At 60.2% G+C, this 13,626-nt stretch carries 7 protein-coding genes and 2 pseudogenes; 6 read left to right on the top strand and 3 right to left on the bottom strand.

Annotated elements, in window-relative coordinates:
- Nucleotides 1-128: 128 nt before the first annotated feature.
- Nucleotides 129-2,567, bottom strand: coding sequence for a Lon protease family protein (locus AC3IX4_RS03505; protein WP_489259255.1), 2,439 nt, complete (start codon nucleotides 2,565-2,567; stop codon nucleotides 129-131).
- A 270-nt stretch (nucleotides 2,568-2,837) separates the two neighbouring features.
- Between AC3IX4_RS03505 and AC3IX4_RS03500 the strand changes: the two genes are divergently transcribed.
- From AC3IX4_RS03500 to AC3IX4_RS03485, 4 genes are all read left to right on the top strand, one after another.
- Complete coding sequence (locus AC3IX4_RS03500; protein ID WP_489259254.1) at nucleotides 2,838-3,326, top strand: DUF3015 domain-containing protein; 489 nt, start codon at nucleotides 2,838-2,840, stop codon at nucleotides 3,324-3,326.
- A gap of 80 nt (nucleotides 3,327-3,406) precedes the next feature.
- On the top strand, nucleotides 3,407-5,260 hold the full coding sequence (locus AC3IX4_RS03495; protein WP_489259253.1) for an Lnb N-terminal periplasmic domain-containing protein: 1,854 nt from the start codon (nucleotides 3,407-3,409) through the stop codon (nucleotides 5,258-5,260).
- Between the two features lie 92 nt (nucleotides 5,261-5,352).
- Complete coding sequence (locus tag AC3IX4_RS03490) at nucleotides 5,353-5,553, top strand: hypothetical protein (RefSeq protein WP_489259252.1); 201 nt, start codon at nucleotides 5,353-5,355, stop codon at nucleotides 5,551-5,553.
- 83 nt (nucleotides 5,554-5,636) lie between these two features.
- A complete protein-coding gene (locus tag AC3IX4_RS03485) occupies nucleotides 5,637-6,149 on the top strand; it encodes a GreA/GreB family elongation factor (RefSeq protein WP_489259251.1) in 513 nt (170 codons plus the stop codon).
- Here the strand turns inward: AC3IX4_RS03485 and gdhA are convergent.
- Together gdhA and ettA are read right to left on the bottom strand one after the other, a co-directional pair.
- The gene (gene gdhA / locus AC3IX4_RS03480; protein WP_489259250.1) at nucleotides 6,134-7,471 is read right to left on the bottom strand and encodes an NADP-specific glutamate dehydrogenase; all 1,338 of its coding nucleotides are present in this window, start codon (nucleotides 7,469-7,471) and stop codon (nucleotides 6,134-6,136) included. The genes AC3IX4_RS03485 and gdhA overlap by 16 nt on opposite strands.
- 237 nt (nucleotides 7,472-7,708) lie before the next feature.
- Entirely contained in the window at nucleotides 7,709-9,376 is a 1,668-nt protein-coding gene (gene ettA, locus AC3IX4_RS03475; RefSeq protein ID WP_489259249.1) for an energy-dependent translational throttle protein EttA, read from the bottom strand.
- Nucleotides 9,377-9,701: 325 nt separating this feature from the next.
- Between ettA and AC3IX4_RS03470 the strand changes: the two are divergent.
- Both AC3IX4_RS03470 and AC3IX4_RS03465 read left to right on the top strand, forming a co-directional pair.
- Nucleotides 9,702-10,626, top strand: a pseudogene (locus AC3IX4_RS03470) (PDC sensor domain-containing protein); the annotation flags it as partial.
- A gap of 86 nt (nucleotides 10,627-10,712) precedes the next feature.
- Nucleotides 10,713-13,523, top strand: a pseudogene (locus AC3IX4_RS03465) (sensor domain-containing protein); the annotation flags it as partial.
- Between the last annotated feature and the right edge of the window lie 103 nt (nucleotides 13,524-13,626).

The raw sequence follows: 13,626 nt of genomic DNA, 5'->3' as shown, positions 1-13,626 counted from the left end.
ACCGAGCGGTTGTGTGTTGCGTAGGAGCCGACCTTGCCGGAATGCCGGACCATCGCGATGGCATCACCGCCGTGTATCTGAACCACCGCGGTGAATTCATCGCGAGCATGCTCTGCTCCTACAGCAGGTCAGGTGGGCTTGACCTCCGCCAGCGCCTGTTCGGCCTGCTCGCGCTCAGCCTCCTTGAGGTCCTCGTCGCTGATCATTTCGGCAATCACCCGCAGACGCTCGACCACACGGGCATTGACGCTGCCTTCGGGGAACTGGCCCTCTGCATCCGGCGCGCCAGCAGGCTCGCCGACCAGCAGGCTCAGGGCCTCATCGGCCTGGCGTACTGCATACACATGGAACTGGCCGTTGCGCACCGCCTGCAACACACGCTCATCGAGCATCAGGGTGGCGACGTTGGCCTGTGGAATGATTGCGCCTTGCTCACCGGTCAGGCCACGAGCTTCGCACAAGCGGAAGAAGCCTTCGATCTTCTCGTTGACGCCCCCCACGGCCTGCACTTCTCCGAATTGGTTGATCGACCCGGTAATGGCAAAGCACTGTTTGAGCGGGGTCTTGGACAACGCCGAGATCAAGGTGCACACCTCACCCAGCGAGGCGCTGTCACCGTCCACATAGCCGTAGGATTGCTCCAGGGCAATGCTGGCGGAAATGGCCAGGGGAAATTCCTGGGCATAGCGGCTGCCCAGGTAACCGGTCAGGATCATCACACCCTTGGAGTGAATCGGCTGGCCCAGATTGACCTCACGCTCAATGTCGACAATGCCGCTGCCGCCTGGGTAGACAGTGGCCGAAATCCGCGCGGGTATACCGAATGCCGAGTCGCCCACTTCCAGCACCGTCAGGCCATTGCACTTGCCGACCGCGGCGCCTTCCGTGTCGATCAGGATGATGCCGGCCAGCATGTCGTCGAGAATTCGCGCCGAAACCCGCCCAGTGCGAGTGGCCTTGGCCTTGAGCGCACGCTCGATGTGGCCGGCGTCGGTCATCTCGTCATTGGCCAGGTGGCGAATGAAATCCGCCTCGCTGACCAGCTGGAACAGATCACCGATGCGCGCCGACAAACGGCCCTGATGTTCAGCCAGACGGGCACTGTAGGTTGCCAGGCGTGCCACGGCGTCCACCGTAAGCGGCGCCATACCTTCCTCGCAGGTGCGCGTCTTGAGCAACTGGGCAAATTGCTCCAGGCTCTCGTCGACCATAGGAATGTCTTCGTCGAAGTCCACCAGCACCCGGAACATTTCCTGGAAGTCTGGATCGTGGTCCTGCAGGGCGTAGTACAGCTGGCGGGCACCAATGATGACCAACTTGACCTGCAAGGGGATCATCTGTGGGTTCAGCGTCACTGTCGCCAGACGACCATATTCCCCCAGCGGTGATTCCATTTTCAGCTTGCGCGATTGCAGGGCGCGTTTGAGCGCATCCCACACAAACGGCTCGCCCAGCATCTTTTCGGCTTCCAGGATCAAGAAGCCACCGTTGGCCCGATGCAACGCCCCAGGGCGCAATTGTCGATAGGTGGTGTACAGCGCGCCCTGGTCGGTGCTGTATTCGATACGACCAAACAGGTTGTCGTAGGTCGGGTGCGGCTCGAACACTACCGGGGCGCCGCCACTGACGTGATGGCCCACCACCAGGCTTGGCGCGTATTGCTCTTCGAACAGCTTGCGAGCTTGCGCGTCGGACTTGCTGTCATCGACAACCTGTTCGACCACGGTGCGCAGCAGGTAGACCTGCATGGCTTGCAGGTAGGCACAGACTGCCGCGTTTTCTGCGTATTTTTCTGACAACGGTGCCAGCAAGGGCTGGAGCGCCAGGGTAATGGTTTCTTCGTTCAGATGGCGCAGCTGGTTGCTCGACTCACGCTTCCATTGCGGCAGGCTGGCAAGCTCTTCGTTCAAGCGCTCTTCCAGTACCGAGATGTCCTCGTGGAAACGATCGCGATCGGCTTCGGGCAACTGCGCAAATTCGGCTTCGTCCAACGCCTTGCCGTCCACCATCGGGGTAAAGGCAATGTTGCTGCTGTCGCGATACAGCGCAACGTCCTTCTCCAGCGACAAGCGCTCGATCACATCCAGGGCGCGGTCGTAGCGCTGGTTGAAGGCGCGGTCGATCGCGCTTTTTTTCTGCTGGTAGGACGGGTGCTCGAACACCGCCGGAAAAGTCGCGACCAGATTGTCGATCAGGCCATTGATGTCGGTGGTAAGGGTACCGGCGCTGCCCGGTGGCAGTTCCAGGGTACGAGGCTCGCGGGGTTCTTCGAAATTGTTGACGTAGACCCAGTCCGAAGGCGTTTTCAAACGCTTGCCTTCGGCCTTGAGGTAGCGTTTTACAAAAGAAAAACGGCCAGTGCCAGGCTCTCCCATGACGAACACGTTATAACCGGGGCGAGGCATGGCGACGCCGAACTGCAAGGCTTCGACAGCACGTTCCTGGCCGAGGACACCGCGAAAAGGCTCCAGATCATTGGTGGTGGAAAAAGCGAACTGTTCAGCGGAAAACGGACGGGTCAGCGCTTCAGGCGCAAGACGCAGGCTCGCAGCGACAGGATCGGGCATCGGGCATCCTTACTTCAGGCGGGGCAGATGAAGGCATTCTGGCGCTGCATACAAGCGACTGGCAAGGCACTTGGGCGTAGCACGTAGCGATATTCCTCATAAAGCGGCGACTTTACGACAAACTTTTGCAATGAAGCGCGCAACCGCTAGATCGTGCCTAAACTCCAAGCTGTGCGGCCGGACCCATAACCGGCCCGCCTGGAACCTGCGCTACAGCAGGCACCAGGTAACCCTGACCCTTGGTTTGCAAATCAAATAGAGAACAACGCTATGAAACGGATTCTTCTCGGTACTCTGTTCACCGCGGTCTCGATCAACGCCATGGCGCAAGCGCCCGGCGGCCCGGACTGCGGTTGGGGCAACATGCTGTTCGAAGGCCAGCGTGGCACCCCGGCTCACTTCCTTGCATCCACCACTAACGGCACCTCTGGCAACGCCACGTTCGGCATGACATCGGGCACCAACGGCTGCGCGACCAATGCGGCGCTGACCTACGGTGGCAAATCCTGGATTGCCATGAATGGCATGATGAACGAACTGTCCGAAGACATGGCCAAGGGCCAGGGCGAAGCACTGACCACCTATGCCGTCGTGCTGGGTGTCGCACCCGAAGACCGCGCCCACTTTGCCGCTGTCACCCATGAACACTTCCAGCAGATCTTCAGCAGCGCCAAGGTGACTGCCGACGATGTCCACACCAACACCCTCGCCGTGCTCAAGAGCGACGCGCGTCTGGCCAAATACGCACCCCAGGCTTAAGCTCGGCCTACCCGCCCTTCAGAGGGCGGGTATTCACATGCCGACCGTGACGGATCACCCATCGACTTAGTTGCCTCTCCATGCTCAAACGCCTTGCCTCCCTGGCGCTCATTGCCTGCGCCCCGCTGCATGCTGCTCCCCTTGTCGACAACACGCGTTTACAGCAACTGGCCGACGACCCCTTCTGGATCGCCCTGGGCCACTATGAGACAGCCAAGCTGGGGGGTTGGCGCAGCTACGTGGATGACCCGAAGTTTTTCCTCTCCCCCGATGGCGGGCACCACCCTCGGGAAGAACTCGCAGCGACCGTCAAGGCGCTTTATGCGCCCGCCAGCCTCAAGGACAAACATGCCCAGTGCGTTTTCCCAGCGCGCACCCGCTGGCTGCGTGAGCAACTGCAGCTGACTGACCTTCCTGCTGTCCAGTGCGATGAGTATCAGCAGTGGTACAAGGACGTCTCGCCACACAGTGCCGTGTTGATCTTCCCTGCGGCGTATTTGAACAGCCCCTCGTCGATGTTCGGCCACACCTTGCTGCGAATCGATCAGGCTGATGTGCAAAGTAACCAGACCGCCCTGCTCAGCTACGCGGTCAACTTCGGTGCCTACATCGAAGGCAACGACAACAGTATTCTCTACGCCTGGAAAGGCCTGATGGGCGGTTACCCCGGCCTGTTCGCCTTCGTGCCCTACCAGGAAAAACTCTCGGAATACCGCAGCCTGGAAAACCGCGACCTGTGGGAGTACCAACTGAACCTCTCCCCGGAAGAAACCGGGCGAATGGTTGAGCATCTCTGGGAACTGCGCCAGATTCGCTTCGACTACTTCTTCTTCGATGAAAACTGCTCGTACCGGCTGCTGGAGTTGCTGCAGGTTGCGCGCCCAGGGCTGGATCTGACTTCACAGTTTCCACTGACCGCCATCCCAACGGACACGGTCAAGGCAGTCAAGCAGGCCGGGATGGTCGAACAGGTCCAATACCGCCCCTCCCGCGAGCGCGAGCTGCTGGCACGCGCCGAGCCGCTGGACAGCGGCGAGCAGCAGTGGGTTCAGACCATTGCCGCTGATACCACACAGCTGCAATCGAGCACGTTCCAGGCATTGCCGGTGGAACGCCGGGCGCTGATCCAGGACGCCGCCTATCGCCTCGAGCGCTACCGCGCCAATGGCCAGGCGCGTGACGACGCACGCAGCCAGCGCAGTTTCGAACTGCTGCGCGCCATCAACCGCAACCCTCCTCCTGCACTGGACATCGAAAAGCCCGGCTACCCCGAAGATGGCCACCAGTCCCGCACCTGGCAATTGGGTGTCGGCACGCGCGAAGACAAGGCCTTTGCCGAATATGGCCTGCGCATGGCCTACCACGATCTCAACGACAATGCCTACGGCTTCCCGCTCGGAGCGCAGATCGAAATCCTGCAGCTCAAACTGCGCCAGTACGAGGACAGCGACTGGCAAGTGCAACGATTGGACCTGGCCACCATCCGCTCCCTGACCCCCCGCAATGACCTACTGCAGCCCTTGTCATGGCAAGTGGCGGGCGGCCTTGAGCGCGTGCTGGGCAAGCATGGCGACGAGAATCTGGTCAGCCACATCAACGGTGGCGCCGGTGGCACCTGGAAGCTGGGCAATGACGCGCTGGGATTTGTTTTGGGAACGGTGCGAGTGGAACACAACAATGACTTTGCCGAGTTCGTAGCACCTGCCGCCGGGTTCAACACCGGCGTGCTGTGGCGCAATGGCCTGGGCAACCTTAGCCTGGAAGCCAAGGGCGATTATTTCACCAACGGTGAGGTTCGCCGCAGCCTGAGCCTCAACCAGCAATGGGAGCTAGTGACCCAACTGGGGCTGCGCCTGAGCGCTCAACGAACCTTCAGCCATCTCTCCTCACCGCAGAACGAGGTGATGCTGGAACTGAAGTGGTACCACTACTAAACACTTCCATCACAATCCGTTGACGAATCTCTGACCCATCACGGCCTAGACTTATAAGAGAGCGCCGGCCATTCGGCGCAGGAGTCAACGCCATGTGGCAATGCGGGTCTGTGTTGTTAGTTGCTGTGCTTCTGGCTGGCTGTACGCCTGGCCATGCTCCCTTGCATCAGGAAGGCTACAACCAGGATTGGCAGGATTACTACGATCATCTGCGTGACAAGCGCAAGGATCGCGACGACCAATGGCAGCGCGAACTGGACCAGGGTCGCGCCCGCGCCTATCGCTCACGCTAAGTCGCGTTTTAAGTCGCGTTCAGACATTCAATGCAACTTAAAGCCTGTCAGCATGGCCCAACCTCCAAGAGCGGAGAAACGCCATGAGCCGAGCATTCGTCAATGAAGATCAAGCCGCCGACCAGGCCATACAGCCTGTGGAGCGGCGTGTCAGCGATCAACCCAATTACGTCACCGCCGAAGGCCTTCGTCAGTTACAGGACAAAGTCTCGGTGCTGCAGACGCAACGACACGAACAGATCGACCTGGGAGAAGGGGCTGATAAACAGCGACTGGCTGAACTGGAACGCGACCTGCGTTATTTCAACAGCCGGGTGCAGAGCGCTCAGCTTGTGTCGATGGTCACGCCTTGCGAGAAGGCCCAGATCGGAAGCTGGGTAACCTACGCCGATGAAACCGACGAACAGCATCGGGTGCAGTTGGTAGGAGAGGATCAGGCCGATGCTGCCATCGGCCTGATCAACTGGGGCTCACCTCTTGGCCGTGCGCTGCTGGGCGCAGGGCCGGGTGATGAGGTGCTATGGCGAAGACCTGCGGGTGATCAGTTGATCGAAGTCATCGCCATTGCCCCGGAGCGGGATCAGACCACGCCTTGAGCCAGCATTGCATCGGCGACTTTAACGAAGCCTGCGATGTTGGCGCCCTTCACGTAGTTGATTTGGCCGTTCTCTTCGCCGTAATACACACACGCATGGTGGATCGACTGCATGATGGCGTGCAGCTTGCTGTCCACTTCACCCGCCGTCCACAGCAGGCGCATGGCATTTTGCGACATTTCCAGCCCGCTCACGGCCACGCCGCCTGCGTTGGAGGCCTTGCCCGGTGCGAACAGAATGCCCGCTTCGATAAAGATATCCACAGCCGAAAGGGTGGTTGGCATGTTGGCGCCTTCCGCCACGCAGACACAGCCGTTCGCCAGCAAGGCGTGAGCATCATCAGCGTCCAGTTCGTTCTGGGTAGCGCATGGCAGTGCGATGTCGCAAGGCAGGCTCCATGGGCGCTGGCCCTCGCGGAACTCCAGGCCAAACTGGCCGGCCAGGTCACGAATACGACCGCGCTTGACGTTCTTGAGGTCCATCACTGCCAGCCACTGCTCTTCGGTCAGGCCGGCTTCGCAGAACAGCGTGCCTTCGGAGTCAGACAGGGAGATCACCTTGCCGCCCAGGTCCATGACTTTGCGTGCCGCGTACTGGGCCACGTTGCCGGAGCCTGAAATGGCGACGCGCTTGCCTTCCACTCGCTCGCCTTTGCGCTTGAGCATTTCTTCGGCGAAGTAGACGCAGCCAAAGCCGGTCGCTTCAGGGCGAATCAGGCTGCCGCCGTAGTTCATGCCCTTGCCGGTCAGCACCGAAGTGAAGTGGTTGGCCAGGCGCTTGTACTGGCCGAACATGTAGCCGATCTCACGAGCGCCCACGCCGATATCACCGGCCGGGACGTCTACGTCAGCACCAATGTGGCGGTACAGCTCGCTCATGAATGCCTGGCAGAAACGCATGACTTCTGCGTCGCTCTTGCCCTTGGGGTCGAAGTCCGAACCGCCCTTGCCGCCACCCATGGGCAGCGAGGTAAGGGAGTTCTTGAAGACCTGTTCGAAGGCCAGGAACTTGAGCACGCCCATATTGACCGACGGGTGAAAGCGCAAGCCGCCTTTGTACGGGCCGATGGCGCTGTTCATCTGGATGCGGAAGCCGCGGTTGACCTGGGTCTTGCCCTGGTCATCGACCCAGGAAACACGGAACACCAGTGCGCGCTCAGGCTCGACCATACGCTCCAGGATGCCCGACTGCAGATAGTGAGGGTTGGCTTCCAGGAAAGGCCACAGGCTGCGCAGCACTTCTTCAACGGCTTGATGGAATTCTGGCTGGTTCGGATCGCGTTTTTTTAGGCGGGCCAGGAAGTCTTCGACGGATTCGATCATGAGAAAAGTCTCGGCAAATTGTTTTGTTTAGAGGGAGAATTTGCGCGGACTTTAACAATTCATTGCGCCCTGCAACAGGGCGATATGTCGTATTTATGAAAATAATTGGTGCAAATCTATAAATCGGCACCCAAAAACAAGCAAACCCGCCCCCCCCAGACCCCTAAAAAAACCTGTGGGAGCGGGCTTGCCCGCGAAGCTTTCCAGGTGCACTTAAAAAGTGCGCCTTACGCCCTATTACTGAGCAAGCTTTTTGTGACGAACACGGTGCGGCTGAGTAGCAGCCTCACCCAGGCGCGTCCTGCGGTCGGCTTCGTACTCGGTGTAGTTGCCTTCGAAGAACACCGCTTGCGAGTCGTCTTCGTACGCCAGGATGTGGGTCGCCACACGGTCCAGGAACCAACGATCGTGAGAGATCACAATGGCGGCGCCCGGGAAGTCCAGCAGCGCTTCTTCCAGCGAACGCAGGGTTTCAACGTCCAGGTCGTTGGACGGTTCGTCGAGCAGCAGGACGTTGGCGCCTTCCTTCAGGGTCAGGGCCAAATGCAGACGGCCACGCTCACCACCGGACAGGTCCTTGACGAACTTCTGCTGGTCGCCGCCCTTGAAGTTGAAGCGACCGACATAGGTGCGCGACGGGATTTCATAGTTGCCGATGCGAATCTGGTCGGAACCGTCGGAAATCATCTGGAACACGGACTTGTTGCCGTCCAGGTCGTCGCGGCTCTGGTCAACGCACGCCAGTTGCACAGTTTCACCGATCTCGATAGAGCCGGAATCCGGTTGCTCCTTGCCCATGAGCATGCGGAACAAGGTCGATTTACCCGCGCCGTTACCACCGATCACACCCACGATCGCGCCTTTTGGCATGGCGAACGACAGGTTGTCGATCAGCACGCGATCGCCATAGCCCTTGTTAACGTTCTTGAACTCAATGACCTTGTCACCCAGGCGCGGACCGGCGGGGATGTAGATCTCATTGGTTTCGCTGCGCTTCTGGAATTCCTGGGACTGCATTTCTTCGAAGCGTTGCAGACGTGCCTTGGATTTGGACTGACGAGCCTTGGCGCCTTTACGCACCCACTCCAGTTCCTCTTTCATGGCTTTTTCGTGAGCCGATTGCTGCTTGGACTCTTGGGCCAGACGGTTGGACTTGGCTTCCAGCCAGCCAGAGTAGTTACCTTCGTACGGAATTCCGGCGCCGCGGTCCAGTTCCAGGATCCAGCCTGCGACGTTGTCGAGGAAGTAACGGTCGTGGGTAATGGCTACCACGGTACCCGGGAAGTCGTGCAGGAAGTGCTCGAGCCAGGCGACCGAGTCGGCATCCAGGTGGTTGGTTGGTTCGTCGAGCAGCAGCATGTCAGGGGCCGACAGCAGCAGGCGGCACAGGGCCACACGACGCTTCTCACCACCGGACAAGTGTTCGACTTTGGCATCCCAGGCCGGCAGGCGCAGCGCATCGGCGGCGACTTCCAGCTGGCGCTCCAGGTTATGACCATCGCTGGCCTGCAGGATGGCCTCAAGCTTGGCTTGCTCGGAAGCCAGCTTGTCGAAGTCGGCATCAGGCTCGGCGTAAGCGGCGTAAACCTCATCCAGGCGCGCCTGGGCGTTCTTGATGACGCTGACCGCTTCCTCGACCACTTCACGTACGGTCTTGGTGGGGTCCAGCTGTGGCTCTTGCGGCAGGTAGCCGACGTTGAGCTCTGGCATCGGGCGGGCTTCACCGTCGAACTCGCTGTCGACACCCGCCATGATTTTCAGCAGGGTGGATTTACCCGAGCCGTTGAGGCCGAGCACGCCGATCTTGGCGCCTGGGAAGAAGGACAGGGAAATGTTCTTGAGGATTTCCCGCTTCGGCGGCACAACTTTGCTCAGCCGATGCATGGTGTAGACGTATTGAGCCATGGAAGAACCTAGCGTCAGAGACGAATGAGATATGGGGGGAAGTCGGGGCCAGGGTGCTTTGCGCGCCCGCGTGGGGGCCAAAGCTACCGGAATGCGCGTGACAGGGCAAACCGACGACGAACAGAGCTGGCACTTAGCCACACTTCAGGGCATGCTAGCCGCCCTTCGGGCGCAGGATCTTGATATCCCTGCGGGCGCCCCTGACGGGCCGCATCGCAGCCTTCGGCAGCGGCTACAGTGCGCGCTCAGGTACCTGGCGTGGGCTCGCCAGGGTATGCGACCACGACAATCCCTGCCACGGACAGCCATACCGCAGGATCATCGCTTGACCAATCTTATTCAGCCGTCACCCTTGCCCGTCAAAGCGGATGCGCCCGTTTCGCCTCTGCGGGGCTCGTTGAAAGGTGCGCTGGCGATCCTCGTGCTGCTGTTACTGGTGTTGTTGTCGTGGCAATTGCTGGATCAATTCCAGCGCTCGCTCCAAGAGCTGCGACGCGACACTATCAACTACAGCTCAGAGTTGGCCGATCACCTGAGCTTGAACCTGGCACTCAACGCCCAGGTCAACCGCAGTGTGCTGCCGAGCAACGGCCAAGACAGCAGCGCCGCTGTGCTTGGGCAATGGATCGCACGCCTGAAAACCGCCCAGCCAGCCCTACAAAGCCTGGCCTGGCTAGACGCCCAGGGCCGGGTGAATAGCGACAGTGCGCCTGGCAGCAATGATCAGGCAGCCCTTGACGTCTTGCTTGGCGCAGCCGGTGACAAGCCCTGGTATTACGGCGCGCCCCCCCAGAATTCATCGATCTATCTGCTGTTGCGCCCCTATGGCGATACAACCCATGGCCATTGGGTCCTGCGTTTTGACAATACCTATCAGACTTCCCTCAATCACCAACACACCCGTGGCACACAAGCTCTTTTGCAGCTGGAAAGCCTCGATGGACGGATCATTGCCACCAGCGAAGGCGCGGGCTCGACGGCTGGCAATGCTGCCAATACGGTTCTGCTCGCGCCACTGGGCAACAGCGACTGGCAACTGCGCGGGCTGTTCGACGCCGAACGCGAACGCCTGAAACTGTTGCCAGCACTGATTGGAAAATGCCTGTTGGTACTGGCCTGCTCACTATTGCCACTGCTGGCGCTGTTCAATATGAGTAAGCGTCAGCGCGCTTTGCAGGAAGGCCGCCGACGCTATCAGGATATTTTCGAGGGCACCGGCGTCGCCTTGTGCGTGCTGGACCTGTCCGAGGCGCGGGCACACCTGGAACGGCACGGTCTGCACAACAGCACCGATCTTGAGCGTTGGCTGCCGTTGAACAGCCAGGCGCACACGCCGCTGCTGCGTCAGTTGAAGATCACCGAGGTCAATCAGGTTGCCCTGCAACTGCTGGGCGTCGAGGGCGCGGAGGGCGCCTGGAAAACCCTGATTGACGGCTGCCCGCTTGAGGTGGGCGCCATCAGCTACCAACTCATCGAAGCGCTGCTCGAGCGCCAATGCCTGCGCGAATTCGAGATCAAGCTCACCAATGCTCAAGGCCGTGAGCTGCATGTGTGGCTGATGGTGCGTTTGCCGACGCAACCGCGAGATGACCAGGCAATCATCCTCAGCATCAGCGACATCACCAGTCGCAAGCGGGTCGAATTGTCGCTGCTGGAACGCGAAAGCTTCTGGTCCGATGTGGTACGTACGGTGCCTGACCACCTGTATGTGCAAGACGTACAAAGCCAGCGGATGATTTTCAGCAACCATCATTTGGGCCAGACACTGGGTTATGAGCACACTGAGCTGGATCAGATGGGCGAATACTTCTGGGAAGTATTGCTGCACCCTGAAGATGCCGAGCACTACCACCAGATGCGCCATCGTCAGCGCAGCAGTGGCCATGCCGAACTGTTGCAATGCCAGTTGCGCTTTCGTCACCGCGACCTGCGCTGGCGCCGTTTCGACATTCGCGAGCAGGCCCTGGCGCGTGACCGTTCAGGTCAGGTGACCCGCATCATCGGCGTGGCCAAGGATGTCACCGAGCAGATCGAGGCCAGCGAATCGCTGCGCGACAGCGAGCACCGTTATCGTATGTTGGCCGAGAGCATCAGCGATGTGATTTTTTCCACCGACAGCGCCTTGCATCTGAACTATGTCAGCCCTTCGGTCCTGTCGGTGCTGGGCTTTGATGTTGACTGGATCTTCGCCAACGGCTGGCAGACCACTATCGCCAACCCGGCGCAACTGACAGGCATCTATTCGCTGATCGAACGCATCAATCGCGCCCTGGGTGACCCGGCGCAATTGGCCCAGCTGCAACAAATCCCGACGCAGCTCTATCTGTTCGACTGCCTGCGCGCGGACGGGCGCAAGATTCCGATTGAGCTACGCCTGGTATTGGCCTGGGACAAGAGTGGCAACTTCGAAGGCATTCTGGGTGTCGGCCGCGACATCAGCCAGCAGCGCCGGGCCGAAAAAGACCTGCGCATGGCAGCCACGGTTTTCGAGCACTCGACGTCGGCGATCCTGATCACCGACCCAGCCGGCTATATCGTCCAGGCCAACGAGGCCTTCAGCCGGGTCAGTGGCTACGCCGTGGCCCAGGTGCTCGACCAATTGCCGAACATGCTGACCGTCGATCAGCAGCAGGAAGCCCACCTGCGTTACGTCCTCAAGCAACTGCATGCCCGAGGCAGTTGGGAGGGCGAAGTCTGGCTCAAGCGTCGCAGCGGCGAGCATTATCCGGCCTGGGTCGGCATTACCGCCGTGTTCGATGACGAAGGCGACCTGGCCAGCTATGTGTGTTTTTTCAGCGATATCAGCGAGCGCAAGGCCAGCGAACAGCGCATCCACCGCCTGGCCTACTACGACGCCCTGACCCACCTGCCCAACCGCACGCTGTTCCAGGACCGCCTGCACACGGCACTGCAACAAGCGGAGCGGCACAAGTCCTGGGTGGTACTGATGTTCCTCGACCTGGATCGCTTCAAGCCGATCAACGACTCCTTGGGCCACGCCGCAGGCGACCGCATGCTCAAGGAGATGGCGGCGCGCCTGCTGGACTGCGTCGATGAAGACGATACCGTGGCACGCATGGGCGGCGATGAGTTCACCCTGTTGCTGCAGCCTCGCGCCTCTCGCGACATGGCGTTGAACCGCGCCATCAGTGTGGCCGAGCAGATCCTGGGCAGTTTGGTTAAACCCTTCGTGCTGGAGAATCGCGAGTTCTTCGTCACCGCCAGCGTCGGCATCGCCCTGAGCCCTCAGGACGGCAGCGAGCTGAGCCAACTGATGAAGAACGCCGACACCGCGATGTACCACGCCAAGGAACGTGGCAAGAACAACTTCCAGTTCTACCAGGCCGACATGAACGCCTCGGCACTGGAGCGCCTGGAGCTGGAAAGCGACCTGCGCCACGCCCTGGAGCAGGAAGAATTCGTGCTCTATTACCAACCGCAGTTCAGTGGCGATGGCCAGCGCCTGACCGGCGCCGAAGCGCTGTTGCGCTGGCGCCACCCGCGTCGCGGCCTGGTGCCGCCAGGCGACTTTATACCGGTGCTTGAAGAGCTGGGGCTGGTGGTGGACGTAGGCGACTGGGTGCTGGCCCAAGCGTGCCGTCAACTCAAGCGCTGGCATCAGAGCAAGGTGCGAGTGCCCAAGGTGTCGGTCAACATTTCCGCCCGCCAGTTCTCTGACGGCCAGTTGGGCGAGCGCATTGCCACTATCCTCAAGGACACTGGGCTGCCGCCCGCTTGCCTTGAGCTTGAGCTGACCGAAAGTATTCTGATGCGTGAAGTCGACGAAGCCATGCAGATTCTCGATCGCCTCAAGTACCTGGGCTTGAGCATCGCCGTCGATGACTTTGGCACCGGTTATTCGTCGCTCAACTACCTCAAGCAATTCCCGATCGATGTATTGAAGATCGACCGCACCTTCGTCGACGGCCTGCCGGAGGGTGAACAGGATGCCCAAATCGCCCGCGCCATCATTGCCATGGCACACAGCCTCAACCTCGCGGTGATCGCCGAGGGCGTCGAAACCCACGACCAACTCGATTTCCTGCGCGAGCATGGTTGTGATGAAGTCCAGGGTTACCTGTTTGGCCGACCGATGCAGGCCAGCCAGTTCGAAGCCCACTTCAGCAACGAAGCCCTGTTCGATTGAGGGCGACTGGTAAGGCCCACAGGGCAATATGACTTCCGCTTGTCTGCCACATGATGCCGTTTCATATGCCAGATAAAAGCCGATGGGGTAGAATGCCCCCCTT

The organism is Pseudomonas sp. KH_021, from assembly GCF_057838865.1.
The sequence above is the reverse complement of the archived record's forward strand: the minus strand, read 5'-3'. Positions and strand labels throughout refer to the sequence as shown.

Bases quoted from the DNA above. Each gene is read 5' to 3' on its own strand.
- AC3IX4_RS03500 (WP_489259254.1), top strand. From the start codon at position 2,838: ATGAAACGGATTCTTCTCGGTACTCTGTTCACCGCGGTCTCGATCAAC.
- AC3IX4_RS03505 (WP_489259255.1), bottom strand. From the start codon at position 2,567: ATGCCCGATCCTGTCGCTGCGAGCCTGCGTCTTGCGCCTGAAGCGCTG.
- AC3IX4_RS03490 (WP_489259252.1), top strand. From the start codon at position 5,353: ATGTGGCAATGCGGGTCTGTGTTGTTAGTTGCTGTGCTTCTGGCTGGC.
- gdhA (WP_489259250.1), bottom strand. From the start codon at position 7,471: ATGATCGAATCCGTCGAAGACTTCCTGGCCCGCCTAAAAAAACGCGAT.
- AC3IX4_RS03485 (WP_489259251.1), top strand. From the start codon at position 5,637: ATGAGCCGAGCATTCGTCAATGAAGATCAAGCCGCCGACCAGGCCATA.
- AC3IX4_RS03495 (WP_489259253.1), top strand. From the start codon at position 3,407: ATGCTCAAACGCCTTGCCTCCCTGGCGCTCATTGCCTGCGCCCCGCTG.
- ettA (WP_489259249.1), bottom strand. From the start codon at position 9,376: ATGGCTCAATACGTCTACACCATGCATCGGCTGAGCAAAGTTGTGCCG.